Annotated in this window: 17 protein-coding genes; 11 read left to right on the top strand and 6 right to left on the bottom strand. The window is 60.7% G+C overall.

Features of this window, described 5'->3' with window-relative positions:
• Window positions 1-3 precede the first annotated feature (3 nt).
• The gene (cysD, locus tag AC1D06_RS12400) at window positions 4-933 is read right to left on the bottom strand and encodes a sulfate adenylyltransferase subunit CysD (RefSeq protein WP_477986452.1); all 930 of its coding nucleotides are present in this window, start codon (window positions 931-933) and stop codon (window positions 4-6) included.
• A 338-nt stretch (window positions 934-1,271) separates the two neighbouring features.
• Here cysD and AC1D06_RS12395 point away from each other — a divergent pair, with 338 nt between their 5' ends.
• The 11 genes from AC1D06_RS12395 (at window position 1,272) to AC1D06_RS12345 (ending at window position 14,831) form a co-directional block, all read left to right on the top strand.
• The gene (locus AC1D06_RS12395; protein WP_477986451.1) at window positions 1,272-2,525 is read left to right on the top strand and encodes a sarcosine oxidase subunit beta family protein; all 1,254 of its coding nucleotides are present in this window, start codon (window positions 1,272-1,274) and stop codon (window positions 2,523-2,525) included.
• A gap of 7 nt (window positions 2,526-2,532) precedes the next feature.
• Window positions 2,533-2,811: a sarcosine oxidase subunit delta gene (locus AC1D06_RS12390; protein WP_477879440.1), complete on the top strand. Its 279-nt coding sequence runs from the start codon at window positions 2,533-2,535 to the stop codon at window positions 2,809-2,811.
• Window positions 2,808-5,765: a sarcosine oxidase subunit alpha family protein gene (locus AC1D06_RS12385; protein ID WP_477986450.1), complete on the top strand. Its 2,958-nt coding sequence runs from the start codon at window positions 2,808-2,810 to the stop codon at window positions 5,763-5,765. Before AC1D06_RS12390 ends, AC1D06_RS12385 begins: the two co-directional genes overlap by 4 nt.
• Before the next feature lie 13 nt (window positions 5,766-5,778).
• Window positions 5,779-6,303, top strand: coding sequence for a sarcosine oxidase subunit gamma (locus AC1D06_RS12380; protein ID WP_477986449.1), 525 nt, complete (start codon window positions 5,779-5,781; stop codon window positions 6,301-6,303).
• Window positions 6,304-6,500: 197 nt separating this feature from the next.
• On the top strand, window positions 6,501-8,927 hold the full coding sequence (locus tag AC1D06_RS12375) for a GcvT family protein (RefSeq protein WP_477986448.1): 2,427 nt from the start codon (window positions 6,501-6,503) through the stop codon (window positions 8,925-8,927).
• A gap of 379 nt (window positions 8,928-9,306) precedes the next feature.
• Window positions 9,307-10,209, top strand: coding sequence for a branched-chain amino acid ABC transporter permease (locus tag AC1D06_RS12370; protein WP_477986447.1), 903 nt, complete (start codon window positions 9,307-9,309; stop codon window positions 10,207-10,209).
• Between the two features lie 4 nt (window positions 10,210-10,213).
• The gene (gene livM, locus AC1D06_RS12365; RefSeq protein WP_477879430.1) at window positions 10,214-11,602 is read left to right on the top strand and encodes a high-affinity branched-chain amino acid ABC transporter permease LivM; all 1,389 of its coding nucleotides are present in this window, start codon (window positions 10,214-10,216) and stop codon (window positions 11,600-11,602) included.
• Between the two features lie 4 nt (window positions 11,603-11,606).
• The gene (locus AC1D06_RS12360; RefSeq protein WP_477879428.1) at window positions 11,607-12,452 is read left to right on the top strand and encodes an ABC transporter ATP-binding protein; all 846 of its coding nucleotides are present in this window, start codon (window positions 11,607-11,609) and stop codon (window positions 12,450-12,452) included.
• Window positions 12,452-13,177, top strand: a complete 726-nt coding sequence (locus tag AC1D06_RS12355; RefSeq protein WP_477986446.1) for an ABC transporter ATP-binding protein — start codon at window positions 12,452-12,454, stop codon at window positions 13,175-13,177. Before AC1D06_RS12360 ends, AC1D06_RS12355 begins: the two co-directional genes overlap by 1 nt.
• Before the next feature lie 63 nt (window positions 13,178-13,240).
• Window positions 13,241-13,591: a DUF6867 family protein gene (locus AC1D06_RS12350; protein WP_477986445.1), complete on the top strand. Its 351-nt coding sequence runs from the start codon at window positions 13,241-13,243 to the stop codon at window positions 13,589-13,591.
• A 115-nt stretch (window positions 13,592-13,706) separates the two neighbouring features.
• Window positions 13,707-14,831: a branched-chain amino acid ABC transporter substrate-binding protein gene (locus AC1D06_RS12345; RefSeq protein WP_477879423.1), complete on the top strand. Its 1,125-nt coding sequence runs from the start codon at window positions 13,707-13,709 to the stop codon at window positions 14,829-14,831.
• 361 nt (window positions 14,832-15,192) lie between these two features.
• Here the strand turns inward: AC1D06_RS12345 and AC1D06_RS12340 are convergent, their stop codons facing one another.
• Genes AC1D06_RS12340 through AC1D06_RS12320 form a run of 5 tightly spaced genes read right to left on the bottom strand, consistent with a single transcriptional unit; the run spans window position 15,193 to window position 19,326 of the window.
• The gene (locus tag AC1D06_RS12340; RefSeq protein WP_477986444.1) at window positions 15,193-16,164 is read right to left on the bottom strand and encodes an ABC transporter substrate-binding protein; all 972 of its coding nucleotides are present in this window, start codon (window positions 16,162-16,164) and stop codon (window positions 15,193-15,195) included.
• 24 nt (window positions 16,165-16,188) lie between these two features.
• Window positions 16,189-17,295 (bottom strand): ABC transporter permease, encoded by a 1,107-nt coding sequence (locus tag AC1D06_RS12335; RefSeq protein ID WP_477986443.1) that lies wholly within the window; start codon window positions 17,293-17,295, stop codon window positions 16,189-16,191.
• Window positions 17,292-18,179, bottom strand: coding sequence for an ABC transporter permease (locus tag AC1D06_RS12330; RefSeq protein WP_477986442.1), 888 nt, complete (start codon window positions 18,177-18,179; stop codon window positions 17,292-17,294). The genes AC1D06_RS12335 and AC1D06_RS12330 overlap by 4 nt, the downstream gene beginning before the upstream one ends.
• Before the next feature lies 1 nt (window position 18,180).
• Entirely contained in the window at window positions 18,181-18,516 is a 336-nt protein-coding gene (locus AC1D06_RS12325; RefSeq protein WP_477986441.1) for a hypothetical protein, read from the bottom strand.
• A gap of 12 nt (window positions 18,517-18,528) precedes the next feature.
• Window positions 18,529-19,326 (bottom strand): ABC transporter ATP-binding protein, encoded by a 798-nt coding sequence (locus tag AC1D06_RS12320; protein WP_477986439.1) that lies wholly within the window; start codon window positions 19,324-19,326, stop codon window positions 18,529-18,531.
• Between the last annotated feature and the right edge of the window lie 40 nt (window positions 19,327-19,366).

The raw sequence follows: 19,366 nt of genomic DNA, 5'->3' as shown, positions 1-19,366 counted from the left end.
ATCTCAGAAATACCCCTCGCGCTTCTTCTTCTCCATCGAGCCGGCTTCATCCTTGTCGATCAGGCGGCCCTGGCGCTCCGAGGTGCGCGCGGTCAGCATTTCGCGGACGATGTCCTGCAGGGTGGCGGCGTCCGATTCGATAGCGCCGGTGAGCGGATAGCAGCCGAGCGTGCGGAAACGGACGAGCTTCTCTTCGATCACGTCATCCGGGCCGATCGGCATGCGGTCGTCGTCGACCATGATCAGCATGCCGTCGCGTTCGACGACTGGCCGCACGGCGGCGTAATAAAGGGGAACGATCGGGATGTTCTCCTTCATGATATATTGCCAGATGTCGAGCTCGGTCCAGTTCGACAGCGGGAAGACGCGGATGGATTCACCAGGGCCGACGCGGGTATTGTAGGTCTTCCACATTTCCGGGCGCTGGTTCTTCGGGTCCCAGGTGTGCTGCGCATTGCGGAAGGAGAAGATGCGCTCCTTGGCGCGGCTCTTTTCCTCGTCGCGGCGGGCGCCGCCGAAGGCCGCGTCGAAGCCGTATTTCTCCAGCGCCTGGCGCAGGCCGACCGTCTTCATGATATGCGTATGGGTGTTCGAACCGTGCGTGAACGGGCCGACGCCCTGCGACACGCCATCCTGGTTGATATGCACCAGGAGATCGATGCCGAGTTCGGCCGCCATGCGGTCGCGAAACTCTGTCATCTCCCTGAACTTCCAGGTGGTGTCGACATGCAGGAACGGGAATGGCGGCTTGGCCGGATAGAAGGCCTTCATCGCCAGATGCAGCATCACCGAGGAGTCTTTGCCGATTGAATACAGCATTACCGGGTTGGAAAAGGTCGCCGCGACTTCCCGGAATATATGTATTGCCTCAGCCTCAAGGCGCTGAAGATGCGTCAATGTCATATTGGACGTGAGCTCCGCTTCGTGGCTCAAATTAGAATTCGTGTGCGTTTATTGGCTTTGGCCCTTCAACGCAACCTCTTTGAGCAGTTTGGCCCTTTTCATCGCCTGAAATCTTGTTCGCAGCGCAACAATATGTGACAAGCAGGGGTCGGCGGTGTAGGCCGTCAAAGCACGGCGGAATGATGGCGGGCAAAGCAAAAACATGTGCATCGCCCGAAATCGTCAAAAAAACATACAGTGCTGTCGTAAAGGCACGGGGAATCGAACAGTATAGACGGTAGTTCTCCGGCAACAGAGAGCGCGATGTTTCAGGCAATCCGGACAGGTGAAGCGCCCGTTCGGCAAATGAGTGTGAGGACCAGAACTCGATGCGGTTTTCGGCGTTTTCGATCTTCAAGGAAGCATTGCGCAAGAACAGGGGTTGGGCGCCCCATTGGCGGCAGCCGGACCCGAAGCCCTCTTATGATGTGATCATCGTCGGTGGCGGCGGCCACGGTCTGGCGACGGCCTATTATCTCGCCAAGGAATTCGGCATTACCAATGTCGCGGTGCTGGAGAAATCCTATCTCGGCTCGGGCAATATCGGCCGCAACACCACGATCGTCCGCTCCAACTACATGCTGCCCGGCAACGAGCCGTTCTACGAGCTGTCGATGAAGCTCTGGGAAGGGCTGGAGCAGGACTTCAACTACAATGCGATGATGTCGCAACGCGGCGTGATCAATCTCTTCCATACCGATGGGCAGCGCGACGCCTTTGCGCGGCGCGGCAATGCGATGATGATGGAAGGCGTGGATGCCGAGCTTGCCGACCGCGAGCGTATCCGCCGGATCGCGCCCTATCTCAATTTCGGCAATGCCCGTTTCCCGATCATGGGCGGGCTCATCCAATGGCGCGGCGGCACGGCGCGGCACGACGCGGTCGCCTGGGGCTATGGCCGCGGCGCCGACAGCCGCGGCGTCGACATCATCCAGAACTGCGAAGTGACCGGCATTATCCGCGGCGCCGATGGGCAGGTAACTGGCGTGGAGACGAATCGCGGCTTCATCGGCTGCGGCAAGCTCGGTCTCGCCACCGCAGGACATTCGACCGTCACCGCCGGCATGGCCGGCTTGCGGTTGCCGATCGAGAGCCACGTGCTGCAGGCCTTTGTCAGCGAAGGGCTGAAGCCGGCGATCGACCAGGTGATCACCTTCGGCATGGGCCACTTCTATATATCGCAGTCCGACAAGGGCGGCCTGGTATTCGGCGGCGATATCGACGGCTTCAATTCCTATGCGCGTCGCGGTGGATTGGCCACTGTCGAGCATGTGTTCGAGATCGGGCTGTCGATGATCCCCGGCCTGTCGCGCTCCAAGGTGCTGAGAACCTGGGGCGGCGTCATGGATATGAGCATGGACGGCTCGCCGATCATCGACAAGACGCCGATCGACAATCTCTATCTCAACACCGGCTGGAATTACGGTGGCTTCAAGGCAGCACCTGCGTCCGGCTTTACCTTCGCCCATCTGATCGCCAAGAACGAGCCGCATGTGGTGACCCGCGAAATGCGGCTCGACCGCTTTGATCGCGGCTATGCGATCGACGAGACGGGCCACGGCCCGCAGCCCAATTTGCACTGAGGACATTATGGCAAGTCTCATTCACTGTCCCCATTGCGGTATCCGGCCCAAGGAAGAATTTTACGTCAAGGGTGACGGGACGATCGTTCGTCCGGCACCCGATGCATCCGACGAGGACTGGCTCCGCTACATGTTCACCCGCGACAATCCGATGGGCCGCCATAGCGAGCTCTGGCATCATGCATCGGGCTGCCGACGCTGGCTGGTGGTCGAGCGCGACACGCTCTCGCACGAAGTGTTTGCCGTCAGCGACGCGGCCGATGTTCGCAAACGGGGTGCGGCATGAGCGGCTATCGGTTGGACCAGGGCGGACTGATCAACCGCAGCCGCGCGGTGAATTTTACCTTTGACGGCAACACCTACAGAGGTTTCGAGGGCGATACGCTGGCCTCGGCGCTGATCGCCAACAATGTGCATCTCGTCGGCCGCAGCTTCAAATATCACCGGCCGCGCGGCATCGTGACGGCGGGTTCGGCCGAGCCGAATGCGCTGGTGACGCTCGGCAAGGGCGGCCGCACCGAGCCGAATGCACGTGCCACCGTCACCGAACTTTATGACGGGCTGACGGCCGTCAGCCAGAACCGCTGGCCGTCGCTGCAATATGATGTCGGCAGCGTCAATTCGCTGCTCTCGCCGTTCCTCTCGGCCGGCTTCTACTACAAGACCTTCATGTGGCCGAAAGCCTTCTGGGAAAAGGTCTACGAGCCTTTCATCCGCAAGGCGGCCGGTCTTGGCAAGCTGGCGATTTCCGAGCCCGATCCGGATTCCTATGAAAAATGCTGGGCGCATTGCGACCTGCTGGTCGTCGGCGCCGGCCCGACAGGGCTGATGGCGGCGCTTGCCGCGGCGCGCGCCGGCCTGCGCGTCATCGTCGCCGACGAAGGCTTTCGCATGGGTGGGACATTGCTCTCCTCCCGAGCAGTTGTCGGCGGCAACAGTGCTGCGAATTTCGCAGCCTTCACCATTGCAGAGCTGGAAAGCTTCGACAATGTCAGGCTGCTGTCGCGCACGACCGTGTTCGGCTGGTATGACGACATGGTGTTCGGCGCTGTCGAGCGGGTGCAGAAGCATTTGTCCACGCCGCTGCCGGAACGGCCGGTCGAGCGCATCTGGCGCATCGTTGCCAAGCGGGCGATCCTCGCCGCCGGCGCGGAAGAGCGGCCGCTGGTGTTCGGCGGCAATGACCGGCCGGGCATCATGACGGCGTCGGCGATGCGCACCTATGCCAACCGCTACGCTGCCGCGTCAGGCCGCAAGGTGGCTGTGTTCACCAATGGCGCTTCCGGCTATGAGACCGCGCGCGATCTTGTCGCCAACGGCATGGACCTCGTGGCGATGATCGATTCCCGCAATACGGCGCCTGAAGCAGTGCCGGACGGCGTCCGCCATATCCTCGGCGGCGGCATTGTCGACACCAAGGGCAACTGGACGCTGAGGAGCATCTCCGTCGATCGCTCCGGCTTCCATGAGAGCATTCATTGCGACGCGCTGGCGACATCCGGCGGCTGGAGTCCGATCATTCATCTGATGTGCCAGCGTGGCGCCAAGCCGGTCTGGTCGGATGAACACGCGGCATTCCTGGCGCCGGCCGATCCGGCTTTCAAGGCTGCAGGTGCGGCAGCCGGGGTTTATGGTCTTGGCGACTGCCTGGCCGATGGCTGGGCCAAGGGCGCCGATGCGATCGCTGCCCTCGGCGGCAATCCGGCGGCTTACGAAGGACCGTGGATCGAAGGTGACGTGGCCCCCGGCTTCACGCCGCTCTGGTATGTGCCCGGCGCGAAATCCAAGGCCTTCGTCGATTTCCAGAACGACGTGCATGTTGCCGATCTGGGGCTGGCGCTGCGCGAAGGCTATGGCCATGTGGAGCACGCAAAGCGCTACACGACCAATGGCATGGCGACCGACCAGGGCAAGCTCGGCAATGTCAATTCCACCGCGATCCTGGCCTCGATGCAGGGCCTGTCGCCGAAGGATACGGGCACAACCACTTTCCGCCCGTTCTACACCCCGGTGACGTTCGGCGCTCTTGTGGGTGCGGCGCGGCTCGAACATGCCAATCCAATCCGGATTTCGCCGCTGCACGGCTGGGCGAAGAAGAACGGTGCGGTGATGATGGAAGCCGGCCTCTGGTATCGCTCCGCCTGGTTCCCGCGGGCCGGCGAGACGGGCTGGCGGCAGAGCGTCGACCGCGAAGTGCTGACTGTGCGCGAGCATGTCGGCATCTGCGACGTATCCACCCTGGGCAAGATCGAGATCGCCGGTCCCGACGCGGCCGAATTCCTCAACCGCATCTATTGCAATGCCATGCTGAAGCTGCCTGTCGGCAAGGCGCGCTATGGCCTGATGCTGCGTGAGGACGGTGTGGTCTATGACGACGGCACGGTGAGCCGGCTGTCTGAGAACCATTTCTTCATCACCACGACGACGGCCTATGCGGCGGAGGCGATGGCGCATCTCGAATTCTACCACCAGACCGCCTGGCCGGAACTCGATGTCCGCTATGTCTCGGTCAGCGATCAATGGGCGCAGATGTCCGTGGTCGGGCCGAAATCACGCGCGGTGTTGCAGGCGCTGATCGCGGATGACCTCTCCGATGCCGCTTTCCCGTTCATGACGGCGCGGGCGGTGAAGCTCAAAAGCGGCGTTCCGGCGCGGCTTTACCGCATCTCCTTCTCCGGCGAATTGGCCTTTGAGCTCGGCGTGCCGGCAGGTTATGGCGAGGCGGTGGCCGATGCTGTCATGGACGCGGGCAGGGTGTACAATATCTGCGCCTATGGTGTCGAAGCGCTCAATGTCATGCGCATCGAGAAGGGCCATGTGACGCATGCCGAACTCGATGGCCGTACGACAGCCGATGATGTCGGCCTCGGCAAGCTGGTCTCGAGCGCCAAGCCGGATTTCGTCGGCAAGCGGATGCTGGATCGCTACGGCCTGAAGGCGGCCGACCGGCCGCAACTGGTTGGCCTGATCCCGGTCGATCACAAGGCGGAGATGAAGGCTGGTGCGCATATCCTCACCGTCGGTACGTCGCCCTCGACACCGGTTGACCAGGGCTGGGTGTCTTCGGTCTGCTTCTCGCCGGTGCTCGGCCATATGATCGCGCTCGCTTTCATCAAGTCGGGCCGCGAGCGGATGGGTGAGACGGTGCTGGTCTGGGACAAGCTGCGCGGAATCGAAACCGAGGCGGTGATCGGGCCGACGACGTTTATCGATCCCGAGAACAAGAAGCTGCACGGCTGAGGGTGAGATGCAAATGATGATGTCAAAACACCCGCTTTCCGACGTTGGCATGCATGGCATTGAAATGCCCGGCGCCAATCATCTCGAAATGGTGGATGGCGCGTGCATCCATTCTGTGCTCGCCTTCAAAGGCCGGGAACAGGCCGTGGCCGGCGTGCTCGGAAGTTTCCCCGCGCACAGTGTCCGCACTGTCGGTCCGGGCGAATGGCTGGTGGTCAGCAGCGATCAGGCTGGAGTACCGGAGATCGATGGCGCCATGGTGGTCGACCAGAGCCATGGGCGGACGCTTTTCCGGCTCAAGGGGCCGGATTCGATCCGGCTGCTGGCCAAGGGCGTGGCAGTGGATATTGCCGGCGACGGCTTTCCGGTTGGCGCGTCGGGCAGCATGGCCTTCGGGCATCTGACCATCAATCTCGTCCGCACCGGCGACAAGGGGTTCGAGATCATCGGCATGCGCAGCTTTGCCGAAAGCCTGTTCCACGATCTCAAACTGGCCGGTCGCGAATTCGGCCTCAGCTTCTCCGTCGTTGATGGCTGATGGCTGATGGCGCAAACAGAGTAATTCTTTTCGTCTGAGCGACAAGAACCGCAAGTGTTTGAATCTAGGCTGAGCCCGTGAACTGAAGGCGGTTCGCGGGCATTGGCCGTGACGATGGCGTGCCGGGAAGGCCTTTCCAACAACTCGTTTCTTTTGACCGGGGAATCGGCGGATCCCCCGCGCGCGGAGCTATGCTTATGAAAAGTCATGCCAAGGTCGTCGTCATCGGCGGCGGTGTCGTCGGATGTTCGGTGCTCTATCACCTGACCAAACTCGGTTGGACCGATGTCGTGCTCGTTGAGCGCTCCGAATTGACCTCCGGATCAACCTGGCACGCGGCAGGCGGCATGCACACCGCCAATGGCGACCCAAACGTTGCCAAGCTGCAGAAATATACTGTCGAGCTCTACAAGGAGATTCAGGACTATTCCGGCCAGGATGTCGGCCTGCATGTCACCTCGGGCCTGATGCTGGCCGCCACCAAGGACCGTTTCGACTGGCTCAAGACCATCCACGCCAAGGGCCGCTACGGCGGCATGAGCACAGAACTCCTGACGCCCCAGGAAGCCCTGAAGCTGATGCCGCTGATGGATGCATCGCAATTCGTCGGCGCTCTCTATGACGCCTTCGAAGGCCATCTCGACCCCTATGGCGCCACGCATGCCTATGCCCGTTCGGCGAAGAAGAACGGCGCGGAAATCTACCTGCACACCAAGGTCGAGGAGCTGGTGCAGCGCGAAGACGGCTCCTGGCGGGTGATCACCAACCAAGGCGAGATCATCGCCGAGCACATCGTCAATTGCGGCGGCCTCTGGGCGCGCGAGATCGGTCGCATGCTCGGGCTCGAACTGCCAGTGCTTGCCATGGAGCATATGTATCTGATCACCGAGGACATGCCCGAGGTCGCCGAGTTCAACAAGACCGCTGGCCGCGAGATGCTGCATTGCATCGACTTCGACGGCGAGATCTATCTGCGCCAGGAGCGCGGCGGCATGCTGATGGGCACCTATGAGAAGGATGGCCGGCCGTGGTCGCCGCTCACCACGCCCTGGGATTTCGGCCATGAACTGCTCCCCGAGGATCTGGGCCGCATCACCAACGAACTCGAAGTCGGCTTCCGCCACTTCCCAGCCTTCAACAATGCCGGCATCAAGAAGGTGATCAACGGTCCCTTCACCTTCTCGCCGGATGGCAATCCGCTGGTCGGCCCGATCCGGGGCATCCGGAACTGCTGGTCGGCCTGCGCGGTCATGGCCGGTTTCAGCCAGGGGGGCGGTGTCGGCCTGGCGCTGGCCAACTGGATGATCCATGGCGACCCGGGTTTTGATGTCTTCGCCATGGATATCGCGCGCTATGGCGACTATGCGACGCTGGCCTATACCAATGCCAAGGTGCGCGAAAACTATTCGCGCCGCTTCTCGATCCGCTTCCCGAATGAAGAACTGCCGGCGGCACGACCGCTGCAGACCACGCCGATCTATGACCGCCTCAAGGATATGGGCGCAGTGTTCGGCGCTTATTACGGCCTCGAACAGCCGCTTTGGTTTGCGCCTGAGGGTGTCGAGGATAAGTTCTCCTGGCGCCGGTCGACCGATTTCGACACGGTGGCCGCGGAAGTGAAGGCGGTGCGTGCCTCCGTCGGCATGATGGAGACGTCGGGATTTGCCAAATACTGGATCAAGGGCAAGGGCGCCAAGGCTTTCCTCGACAGGATGCTCGCATCCCRCATCCCGCCGGCCGGCAAGATGACGTTGGCRCCGATGCTCAAGGAAGACGGCAAGCTGATCGGCGATTTTACGCTTTCCACCTTCAGCGATACCGAATTCCTGCTGGTCGGCTCGGGCATTGCCGAGAACTATCACATGCGCTGGTTCGAACAGCATCTGCCGCAGGACGGTTCGGTGACCTTCCAGGCGGTCAATCTCGGCCTTGCCGGCCTCGCCATTGCAGGTCCGAATGCGCGCAAGGTGCTCGCCAAGCTTACCCATCTCGATCTCACGGCGGAAGCCTTTCCGTTCATGGCGATCCGCAAGATGACCATCGGCCTGGCGCCGGCGATTGTCGGCCGTGTCAGCTATACCGGTGACCTGGGCTATGAAATCTGGATGAAGCCCGAATATCAGCGGCACATTTTTGACAAGCTGCTCGAAGCCGGGGCTGAATTCGATATCCGGATGTTCGGCCTCCGAGCGCTGAATTCACTACGCCTGGAAAAGGGCTATGGCAGCTGGGCGCGTGAGTACCGACCGCTCTACGGTCCGTTCGAAGCTGACCTYGGCCGCGTCATTGCGCTCAAGAAGGATGCTGCCTTCATTGGCAAAGCTGCCGCAGCGAAAGAAAAGGCCGAGGGCGGCACGCTTCGCCTGCGTACCTTCATCGTCAACGCCAAGGATGCCGACGTCATCGGTGACGAGCCAATCTGGCACAAGGGAGAGGTCAAGGGCTGGGTCACGTCTGGCGGCTACGCACATGCGCCGGGTCTTTCGGTCGCCATCGGCTATGTGCCGAAGGAGATCGCCGATGAGGAGAGCGGCTGGCAGGTGGAGCTTCTGGGCGAAATGCTCGACGCCAAGCTGCAGGTCGAGCCCTTGTTCGACGCCAATGGCGGCATCATGCGCGGCTGACGAATTTTGGCGTCCGGCGGTTTCACCGGGCGCCGCTTTCTGTTAGAAATATTTCTGTCGTTCTTGCATTTCGTCGCAAGACGGTAATTTTCGTACCGGACGGTACGCCGGTGCTGTGCCGGAATCAGCACCGATGCGAATGCTCCCATTCACATTCGTGATTGTTCCGCCAGCACAAATCGACCAAAATTGCCGCATCTTGCGGGAAAAAACGCCGGATGAATGGCCCTCACGAAAGTTTTTTTGGGAAAGCTAACTTTTGGCTTCACATTTGTTGCGAAAGCGTTATGGAATTCTCGAACCAAAGAGCTCTTCAAGGGCCAGGTTCTAATAAAAAAGGCGGGCAGCATAAAAGCATGCGCGCAGGGGAAAAAGGCGGATGGAGTATTTTATCCAGCAGCTCCTTAACGGGCTGACACTTGGGTCTATTTATGGCCTGATCGCAATCGGTTACACAATGGTCTACGGCATTATCGGCATGGTCAATTTTGCCCATGGCGATGTTTTCATGCTTGGCGGCATGGCGGCGCTGATGGTCTATCTGTTGCTCACGGCGGCCTTCATCGGCGTTCCGGTGGCAGTCGCTTTGCTCATCATGATGGTCATGGCGATGGCAGTCACCAGCCTGTGGAACTGGTCGATCGAAAAGATTGCCTACCGGCCGCTGCGCGGCTCGTTCCGGCTGGCGCCACTGATCACTGCGATCGGCATGTCGATCCTGTTGTCGAACTTCGTGCAGGTCACGCAGGGCCCGCGCAACAAGGCGATCCCAGCCATGGTATCGCAGACCTGGACGATCGACGGCGTGACTGTCTCGCTCAAGCAGATCATCATTTTCGTCATCACCACGGTGCTGCTCACCGGCTTCTGGTATCTGGTCAACCGCACCTCACTTGGGCGCGCGCAAAGAGCGACGGAGCAGGACCGCAAGATGGCGGCGCTGCTCGGCATCAATGTCGACCAGACGATTTCGGTGACCTTCGTCATGGGCGCCGCACTCGCTGCCGTCGCCGGCACCATGTATCTCATGTATTACGGCGTCATCTCCTTCAACGATGGCTTCGTTCCGGGTGTCAAGGCCTTCACCGCCGCGGTCTTGGGCGGTATCGGCTCACTGCCGGGCGCAGTGCTCGGCRGTCTCCTGATCGGTCTCATCGAGGCGCTGTGGTCGGCTTATTTCAGCATCGATTACAAGGATGTGGCGACCTTCTCGATCCTTGCGATCGCCCTCATCTTCAAGCCCTCGGGCATTCTCGGACGTCCCGAAGTCGAAAAGGTTTGACGCCATGAGCAATGCATCTTCCCCCAAGGCGGCGACCCCCGGTTTGACCGCCTACGCCATCCGTGAATCGTTTTTTGCCGGCCTTGTCGCGCTCGGCATGTTCATCCTGTTCATCGGTCTCGAATCGCATCCGAACATGGACAACAAGCTGATCGTGCAGCCGCATTGGATATTCCTTGCGGCCTCGATCCTGCTGGTCGTGGTGGTTCGCTTCTCGCTGATCGTCTGGATCCGGCCCTATCTTGCGCATCAGAAGGAGATCAAAGCTGCGAAGCCCGCGGTTGTGCGTGAGCCCGGCTTTGTCCGCCGCCACTTCACCAAGTTCCTGATCGTAGCGCTGTTCCTCTACCCCGTCTTTATCTATGCGATAAAGGGTGCCGCGGGATCGCTGACCTATATCGACAATTTCGGCATCCAGATCCTCATCTATGTGATGCTCGGTTGGGGGCTGAATATCGTTGTCGGCCTCGCCGGTCTGCTCGATCTCGGTTACGTGGCCTTCTACGCGGTGGGGGCCTATTCCTATGCGCTTCTGTCGCAGCAATTCGGTCTGAGCTTCTGGATCCTGCTGCCGCTCGCCGGCATCCTCTCTGCCTTCTGGGGCGTCATCCTCGGCTTCCCGGTGCTGCGCCTCAAGGGCGACTACCTCGCCATCGTCACGCTGGCTTTCGGTGAAATCATCCGGCTGGTGCTGATCAACTGGCGGGATGTGACCAATGGATCGGCCGGCATTTCCGGCATCCCCAAGGCGTCGATCTTCGGTATATGGAGCTTCGATGTTGCTGCGCCGAACAATTTCGCCAAGTTCTTCCACTTGCCGATGTCCTCGGTCTATTACAAGATCTTCCTGTTCTACGTCATCCTGATGCTTTGCCTGATAACGGCCTTCGTCACAATCCGCCTGCGGCGCATGCCGATCGGACGGGCCTGGGAAGCACTGCGCGAAGACGAAATCGCCTGCCGCTCGCTGGGCATCAACACCACGAATACCAAGCTGACGGCCTTTGCCATCGGTGCCATGTTCGGCGGCTTTGCCGGCTCGTTTTTCGCGGTGCGCCAGGGCTTCGTCTCGCCGGAATCCTTCGTCTTCCTGGAATCGGCGATCATCCTTGCCATCGTCGTTCTCGGCGGCATGGGCTCGTTGGTCGGAACGGCGGTGGCTGCCATCGCCATGATCGGCGGCACGGAGCTGCTGCGCAACATGGACTTCCTCAAGGAGATATTCGGCGACAATTTCACGCCTGAACTCTACCGCATGCTGATCTTCGGCTTTGCCATGGTCGTCATCATGGTGTGGAAGCCGCGTGGCTTCGTCGGCAGCCGCGAGCCTACAGCCTTCCTCTTCAAACGTCGTGCCGTGTCCGGCAGTTTCACCAAGGAAGGCCACGGCTGAGGCGATGACAATGAATAACAAGAAACCTCTGCTCGAAGTCGAGCATCTGTCGATGAAGTTCGGCGGCCTGATGGCGATCAACGACCTGTCGTTCAACGCCTATGAAGGCGACATCACCGCACTGATCGGCCCGAACGGCGCCGGCAAGACCACGGTGTTCAACTGCATCACCGGCTTCTACAAGCCGACCATGGGCATGATTCGCTTCCACCAGAGCGACACGCGCATGTTCCAGTTGGAACAGATGCCGGATTTCCGCATCACCTCCCGCGCCAAAGTGGCCCGCACTTTCCAGAACATCCGGTTGTTCTCGGGCATGACGGTGCTCGAAAACCTGCTCGTGGCGCAGCACAACAAGCTGATGAAGGCTTCGGGCTTCACCATTCTCGGCCTGGTTGGCCTCGGCCCCTATCGCAAGGAGAGCCGGGCGGCGATCGATCTCGCCCGTTTCTGGCTGGAAAAGGCCAATCTGGTCGAGCGCGCCGACGATCCGGCCGGCGACTTGCCCTATGGCGCCCAGCGCCGGCTGGAGATCGCCCGCGCCATGTGCACCGGCCCGCGGCTCTTGTGTCTCGACGAGCCGGCCGCAGGCCTTAACCCACGTGAATCGCTGGCGCTCAATGAGCTCCTGCGCTCGATTCGCACCGAAACCGGCACCTCGATCCTGCTTATCGAGCACGACATGTCGGTGGTCATGGAAATTTCCGACCATGTCGTGGTGCTGGAATATGGTCAGAAGATTTCCGACGGTACGCCGGCCCAGGTGAAGACCGATCCCAAGGTTATCGCCGCCTATCTCGGCGTCGATGATGAAGAAGAAGCAGCCAAGATCGCGGGAGGCAAACTCTGATGTCCCAGCCTCTCCTCAAAGTCCAAGGCGTCGAGACCTTTTATGGCAATATTCGTGCGCTTGGCGGCGTCGATGTCGAGGTCAACCTGGGTGAGATCGTCTGCCTGATTGGCGCCAACGGCGCCGGCAAGTCGACGCTGATGATGACCATCTGCGGCAGCCCACAGGCACGCAACGGTAGCGTCACCTTCGAAGGCCGCGACATCACGCACATGCCGACCCATGAGATCGCCCGGCTCAGGATCGCGCAATCGCCGGAAGGCCGCCGCATTTTTCCGCGCATGACTGTCTACGAGAACCTGCAGATGGGCGCGGCGCTCGACAAGCAGAAACATTTCAACGAGGACGTCAAGCGCATCTTCGCGCTGTTCCCGCGCCTCGAGGAGCGCCAATACCAGCGGGGCKGCACGCTTTCCGGCGGCGAGCAGCAGATGCTCTCCATCGGCCGCGCGCTGATGTCCCGGCCCAAGCTGCTGCTGCTCGACGAGCCGTCGCTTGGCCTCGCGCCGCTGATATCCAAGCAGATCTTCGAGGCGATCGGCAAGCTCAACAAGACCGAGGGGTTGACCGTGTTTCTGGTCGAGCAGAACGCCTTTGCGGCGCTCCGCCTGGCCCATCGCGGCTATGTGATGGTCAATGGTCTCGTCACCATGAGCGGCTCCGGTCAGGAACTGCTCGCCAATCCGGAAGTGCGGGCTGCCTATCTCGAAGGCGGCCACCATTAATTGCAGGAAACGCTTGCGCGGATCGCGCAATCGAATAGGTTTCCGCATAAGGGAGTTTGGGACATGGGAATCATTTATGAGGAGTCGAGCTTCTGGGTCTTCGGCCTCGTGACGTTCGTGATCGGCGGCTGGACGGCGTGGCGCACGGGCAAGGGCGTGGCCACCGGCTGGGGCGACGTCTTTCCGCATCTGGTGATTTATACGTTGCTGCTCGGTATCGGCATCCGCTTCGTGCACCACGCGCTCTACGGCGGCACAATGTTCTCGCTGCACTACTATATCGTCGATACGATCGTGCTGGCGATCTTCTCGGTTCTCGGTTTTCGCTACACGCGGGCCAAGCAGATGGCCACCAACTATTACTGGCTGTACGAAAAATCCGGACCCTTCGGGTGGAAGAAAAAGAGTGTTTGACAAGTTTCGATCCGCTGTGAACAGATAGCGGAAACGAAATAACCTTTGGCGCCAAAAGGCGGGCGGCCGAGGGGTAAAAATGGAACCAGCCCGCCTCAAATATTGGGAGTTACAAATGAAGAAGATGCTTCTCTCAGCCGTGGCCGTGGCGGCCATGGTTGGCTTTGGCGGCATCGCCAGAGCCGACATCCTGATCGGCGTGGCTGGTCCGCTGACGGGCCCGAACGCTGCCTTCGGCGCCCAGCTCCAGAAGGGCGCGGAACAGGCGGTCAAGGACATCAACGATGCCGGCGGCGTCAACGGGGAAAAACTCAAGCTCGAACTCGGCGACGACGTCTCCGACCCGAAGCAGGGCATTTCGGTCGCCAACAAGTTCGTCGGTGACGGCGTGAAGTTCGTGGTCGGCCACTTCAACTCGGGCGTGTCGATCCCGACCTCCGAAGTCTATTCCGAAAACGGCATCCTGCAGATCACGCCTGCTTCGACCAATCCGAAGTTCACCGAGCGCGGCCTGTGGAACACTTTCCGTACCTGCGGTCGTGACGACCAGCAGGGCGCGGTTGCCGGCCAGTACATCTTCGATCATTTCAAGGACGCCAAGGTTGCCGTCGTGCATGACAAGACGCCTTATGGCCAGGGTCTTGCCGACGAAACCAAGAAGAAGATGAATGCTCTCGGCCTGACCGAAGTGGTTTATGAAGGCATCACCCCCGGTGAGAAGGACTATTCGGCCCTGATCGCCAAGATGAAGGAAGCGGGCGTGACCTTCGTCTATTACGGCGGTCTGCATACGGAAGCCGGCCTCATCCTGCGCCAGATGGCCGACCAGGGCCTCAAGGCTCCGATGATGTCGGGTGACGGCATCACCTCCAACGAACTTGCCTCGATCGCCGGCGACGCCGTCAACGGCACCTTGATGACCTTCCCGCCGGATCCGCGCAACAATCCGAACGCCAAGGATGCGGTTGCCAAGTTCCGTTCTGCCGGCTTCGAACCGGAAGCCTATACGCTCTACTCCTATGCTGCCGTGCAGATCATCGCCGACGCAATCAAGGCTGCCGGCGACAGCGACCCGACGAAGGTTGCCGATACGATGAAGGCCAAGGGTCCGTTCAAGACCGTCATCGGCGACATCGGTTTCGACTCTAAGGGCGATATCACCCGTCCCGATTACACCATGTATGAGTGGAAGAAGGGCGCCGACGGCAAGTACAACTACTTCGAAATCGGCCTGAAGTAAGATCCGATTTCATCAGGGAATGCTTGAGCCCRGCGGCGACGCCGGGCTTTTTTGCGGGTAGGCGCAGGTGGTTCACCCCTCCCCAACTTCGGCCAAGGGTTCGCTATGCTCACCCGGCCTTCGTATCCTCTCCCGCAAGGGGCGAGGAAAAACTCGCGGCAGCGCCCTTGCATCAACCGCGACGTTGAGTTTGGCTGCGAGAGTGCAGCGAGTCTTCCTCGCCCCTTGCGGGAGAGGATAGCAAGGCCGTGAGAGGCGTAGCCGATCACTTGGCCGCGCTTGGTGAGGGGTGACTGGCACTGGCAAAAAGGAAAGCGGGCCTCTCGACCCGCTTCCCGCATATCTTGAAATCCAGTTCGACTTACTTCGAAGCGGCTGCCGTGATCTCGTCCGTGTAGGCGCCGACCGGCTTGTCTTTGATGATCTTCTGGTCGAGCAGCGCCTTCTCCGTGCGGTCGTAGAGCGCATGGTCGAGCTTGCCGTCGGCATTGCCGAGCAGTTTTGCCACTTCACCCATCATCCGCTTCTGGTGGTTTTCGTCCTGGCCGCCATTGTCCATGACGATACCGGCGGCTTCGTCCGGATGTTCCTGGGCGTATTTCCAGCCCTTCATCGAGGCACGGACGAACTTGACCATCTCGTCCTTGAACTTCGCGTCCTTGAGCTTGTCTTCCATGGCATAGAGGCCGTCTTCCATCAGGTCGTTGCCCATGGCGGCATAGTTGAAGACGATCAGGTCGTCGGGCTTGAAGCCGGCGTCGATCAGCTGCCAGTATTCGTTATAGGTCATGACCGAAATGCAATCGGCCTGCTTCTGGATCAGCGGCTGTACGTCGAAGGACTGCTTGAGCACGGTCACGCCGTCCTTGCTGCCGTCTGTCTTGAAGCCGAGCTTGTTCATCCAGGCATAGAACGGATATTCGTTGCCGAAGAACCAGACGCCGAGCGTATGGCCGGGGAAATCCTTCTCGGTCTTGATCGGGCCGTTCTTGGGGCAGACGAGCTCCATGCCGGCCTTGGCGAAGGGCTGGGCGATATTGACGAGCTTGACGCCCTTTTCGCGGGCAGCGAGCGCGCCGCCGGCCCAGTCGACGATCACATCGGCACCGCCGCCGGCAATCACCTGTTCCGGCGCGATATCCGGGCCGCCCGGCTTGATGTCGACGTCGAGACCTTCATCGGTATAGAAGCCTTTATCCTTGGCGACGAAGTAGCCGGCAAACTGAGCCTGGGCCACCCATTTGAGCTGCAAAGTCAGCTTGTCGGCGGCGAGCACGCTGCCGGCCATCAGCGACATGGCAAGTGCGAGTGTGAGTTTCATCGTCTTTTTCATGTTTTCTTCCCCTTGGTTGTGGCTCTATCGATAAGACGGATGCCAGAAAGTCACGGCGCGTTCGAGAAGTGCGATTGCGCCATAGAACAACGACCCGACAATGGCCGCAAGGGCTATTTCGGCCCAGACCATGTCAAGGTTCATCCGACCCACTTCGGTCGAGATTCGAAAGCCCATGCCGACCACCGGCGTGCCGAAAAATTCGGCCACCAACGCGCCGATCAGGGCGAGCGTCGAGTTGATTTTCAACGCGTTGAAGATGAAGGGCATGGCCGCCGGCAGGCGTAGCGAAAGCAGTGTCTGCCAGTGGCTGGCGCCATAGGTGCGCATCAGATCGCGCTCCATATGGCCGGCTGCGGTCAGGCCGGCCAGCGTGTTGACCAGCATCGGGAAGAAGGTCATGACGATGACCACGGCGGCCTTGGATTGCCAGCCGAAGCCGAACCAGATGACCATGACCGGCGCCACGCCAATGATCGGTAAAGCCGAGACGAGATTGCCGATCGGCAACAGCCCGTTCGACAGGAAACGGTAGCGATCGGCCAGCACCGCGACCAGGAAACCGGCGCCCGAGCCGACGACGAAACCAAACACGACAGCCTTCAAGACGGTCTGCTGGAAGTCGGCGGCGAGGATCGGCAGCGATGCCATGATACGCACGCCCACGGCGGATGGCGGCGGCAGCAGCACGAAGGGAATGCCGGCGCCGCGGGTGAGCGCCTCCCAGAGGATCAGGATCCAGACGCCGAACAAAGCCGGCACCATGATGCGCCCAAGAATGCCGCCACCTGAGCGCTTCGAACCATCACCGGACAGCACGGTCACGAGCCGCCAGGCGAGCAGCCAGCAGGCGATGAGGATGAGGAAGAAGCTCGCGGTGGCAGTCCCTTCTGATCCGGCAATCGTGGAGATCAGCTCGAAGACCGCGATATGGGTCAGCAGGAACAGCGCCCAGATGCCGGCCTCGCGGCCAAAATTGATTACTGATGCCAGGATGGCGGCAGCCGTGACCACCAGGATTGCGGTCGTGGTTTCCTCCGACGCCGTCTTGCTCAGCGGCAGGAGGAAAAGTGCTGCGATGAAGAGGAGCGTGGCAAGGACCGATTGCCAGTGAAGTGTCAGCGATCTCATGACGGCCGTGCTCCCATGCCCTTGGCGGTCAGCTTGGCGACGATGTCGACGACAGTGACCAGGATAACGGCGACGATGGAGCCGGCGATCAGTGCCGCCCAGACGTCGATCGTCTGGCTGTAATAGGAGCCGGCGAGCAGTTTCGAGCCGATCCCGGCGACAGCGCCGGTTGGCAATTCGCCGACAATGGCGCCGACCAGGCTGGCGGCGACCGCGACCTTGATCGAGGTGAAGAAGAACGGCACCGAAGCCGGAACCCTGAGCTTCCAGAAGGTTTGCCATTGGGTGGCGTTATAGGTGCGCATCAGGTCGAGATGCAGGATTTCCGGCGAACGCAGGCCCTTGACCATGCCGACGGCGACCGGGAAGAAGGACAGGTAGGTCGAGATCAGCGCCTTGGGAAAGATGCCGGTAATGCCGACCGCGGCGAGCACGACGATGATCATCGGCGCCACGGCGAGGATCGGGATCGTTTGCGAGGCGATGATCCAGGGCAGGAAGGAGCGCTCCAGCGCCGGCACATGCACGATGCCGACGGCGATCACGATGCCGAGTGCGGTGCCCATGGCGAAGCCGAGCAGGGTGGAGGAGAGCGTCACCCAGCTATGGTAGACGAGGCTGCGCGCGGACCATGGTTTGACGGTGAAAATGTTCTTGTAGAGGTTTTCCGCGACCTGGTGCGGTGCCGGCATGGTCGGCTTGGGCTGCGACCAGGTTTTCTCGATCAGCTGGACCGTGGTCGAGGTAACGCCCATGCGCTGATCCTGATCGCGCTGGAAGGGTGCGTTCATGAAGATCGCGGCGATGTACCAGACGACGATGATAATGGCGGTGATCGTCAGCACCGGGATGACTTTATCGGCCGTGCGTGCGGGTTTATGCATCTCACGCCCCGCTTTGTTGCGGCCACATCATCAGCGTTACGGCGATGAGACCGAGCGCGATGCCGCCCATTTGAACCACGGAAATCCGTTCGCCGAAGAAGCCGAAGGCAATGAGATTGGCGAGCACCAATTGCGCGATCGCCGAAATCGAGATGGCAAGCCCCAGCCCGCCCTCACGCATCAGCCGGATCATGATCAGATTGCCGACGATGTAAAGCGACAGCGACAGCGCCACCCAAAGCACATTACTGGTTGAGACATAGAGGCGCGAGGCGGTGGAGGCGCTAGCAAAAATCACCGTGGAGACGCTGATCCAGAGAATAAAACCGAGCTTCATGGAAGGCTGCTTTCAAACATGTTCTTCATAGGAATGGCCAGCGCGCAGGCCTTCGCGGACGCGATGGGCGACTTCCAGAAATTCCGGCGATTCACGGATGTCGAGCGGGCGATGGCTCGGCAGCGGTGAATCGATGATGTCGGTGACGCGGCCCGGGCGCGGGCTCATCACCACGATCTTGGTCGAAAGGTAGACAGCCTCGGGAATCGAATGGGTGACGAAACAGATGGTCTTGTTGGTGCGGTCCCAGAGTTTCAACAGTTCTTCGTTGAGATGGTCGCGGACGATCTCGTCGAGTGCGCCGAAGGGTTCGTCCATCAGGAGAAGATCAGCGTCGAAAGCGAGCGCGCGGGCGATCGAGGCGCGCTGCTGCATGCCGCCGGAGAGCTGCCAGGGGTATTTCTTGCCGAAGCCTTTGAGGTTGACGAGGTCGAGGACGCGCTCGATGCGTGCTTTGCGCTCGCGCTTGGGGTAGGCCATGATTTCGAGCGGCAGGGCGATGTTCTTCTCGATCGTGCGCCAGGGATAGAGCGCAGCGGCCTGGAAGACGTAGCCATAGGCGCGGTGATGGCGCGCCTGTGATGGCGTCATGCCGTTGACCAGAATGGAGCCTTCCGTCGGCTGTTCGAGATCGGCGATAGCGCGCAGGAATGTGGTCTTGCCGCAGCCGGACGGACCGATGAAGGATACGAAGTCACCCTTCTTGATATCCAGGTCGACGCCGGTCAGCGCCGTTACCGGTCCGTCATTGGTCTCGAACGTGAGCCCGAGCCCGCGCGCCGCCACCACGGTTTGATTGGATTTCGTCATGTTCACCCAGTATGTTCTTGTCGTTCCCCGAGCGGTTCGA

This window comes from Rhizobium sp. P2_G2, assembly GCF_056403555.1.
Note: the sequence above shows the minus strand (reverse complement) of the source record. Positions and strands in the feature narration are given on the sequence as shown.

Coding starts and splice junctions, on each gene's coding strand:
- AC1D06_RS12360 (WP_477879428.1), top strand. CDS start 11,607: ATGACAATGAATAACAAGAAACCTCTGCTCGAAGTCGAGCATCTGTCG.
- AC1D06_RS12320 (WP_477986439.1), bottom strand. CDS start 19,326: ATGACGAAATCCAATCAAACCGTGGTGGCGGCGCGCGGGCTCGGGCTC.
- AC1D06_RS12345 (WP_477879423.1), top strand. CDS start 13,707: ATGAAGAAGATGCTTCTCTCAGCCGTGGCCGTGGCGGCCATGGTTGGC.
- AC1D06_RS12390 (WP_477879440.1), top strand. CDS start 2,533: ATGGCAAGTCTCATTCACTGTCCCCATTGCGGTATCCGGCCCAAGGAA.
- AC1D06_RS12330 (WP_477986442.1), bottom strand. CDS start 18,179: ATGCATAAACCCGCACGCACGGCCGATAAAGTCATCCCGGTGCTGACG.
- livM (WP_477879430.1), top strand. CDS start 10,214: ATGAGCAATGCATCTTCCCCCAAGGCGGCGACCCCCGGTTTGACCGCC.
- AC1D06_RS12395 (WP_477986451.1), top strand. CDS start 1,272: ATGCGGTTTTCGGCGTTTTCGATCTTCAAGGAAGCATTGCGCAAGAAC.
- AC1D06_RS12335 (WP_477986443.1), bottom strand. CDS start 17,295: ATGAGATCGCTGACACTTCACTGGCAATCGGTCCTTGCCACGCTCCTC.
- AC1D06_RS12340 (WP_477986444.1), bottom strand. CDS start 16,164: ATGAAAAAGACGATGAAACTCACACTCGCACTTGCCATGTCGCTGATG.
- AC1D06_RS12350 (WP_477986445.1), top strand. CDS start 13,241: ATGGGAATCATTTATGAGGAGTCGAGCTTCTGGGTCTTCGGCCTCGTG.
- AC1D06_RS12385 (WP_477986450.1), top strand. CDS start 2,808: ATGAGCGGCTATCGGTTGGACCAGGGCGGACTGATCAACCGCAGCCGC.
- AC1D06_RS12325 (WP_477986441.1), bottom strand. CDS start 18,516: ATGAAGCTCGGTTTTATTCTCTGGATCAGCGTCTCCACGGTGATTTTT.
- AC1D06_RS12380 (WP_477986449.1), top strand. CDS start 5,779: ATGATGATGTCAAAACACCCGCTTTCCGACGTTGGCATGCATGGCATT.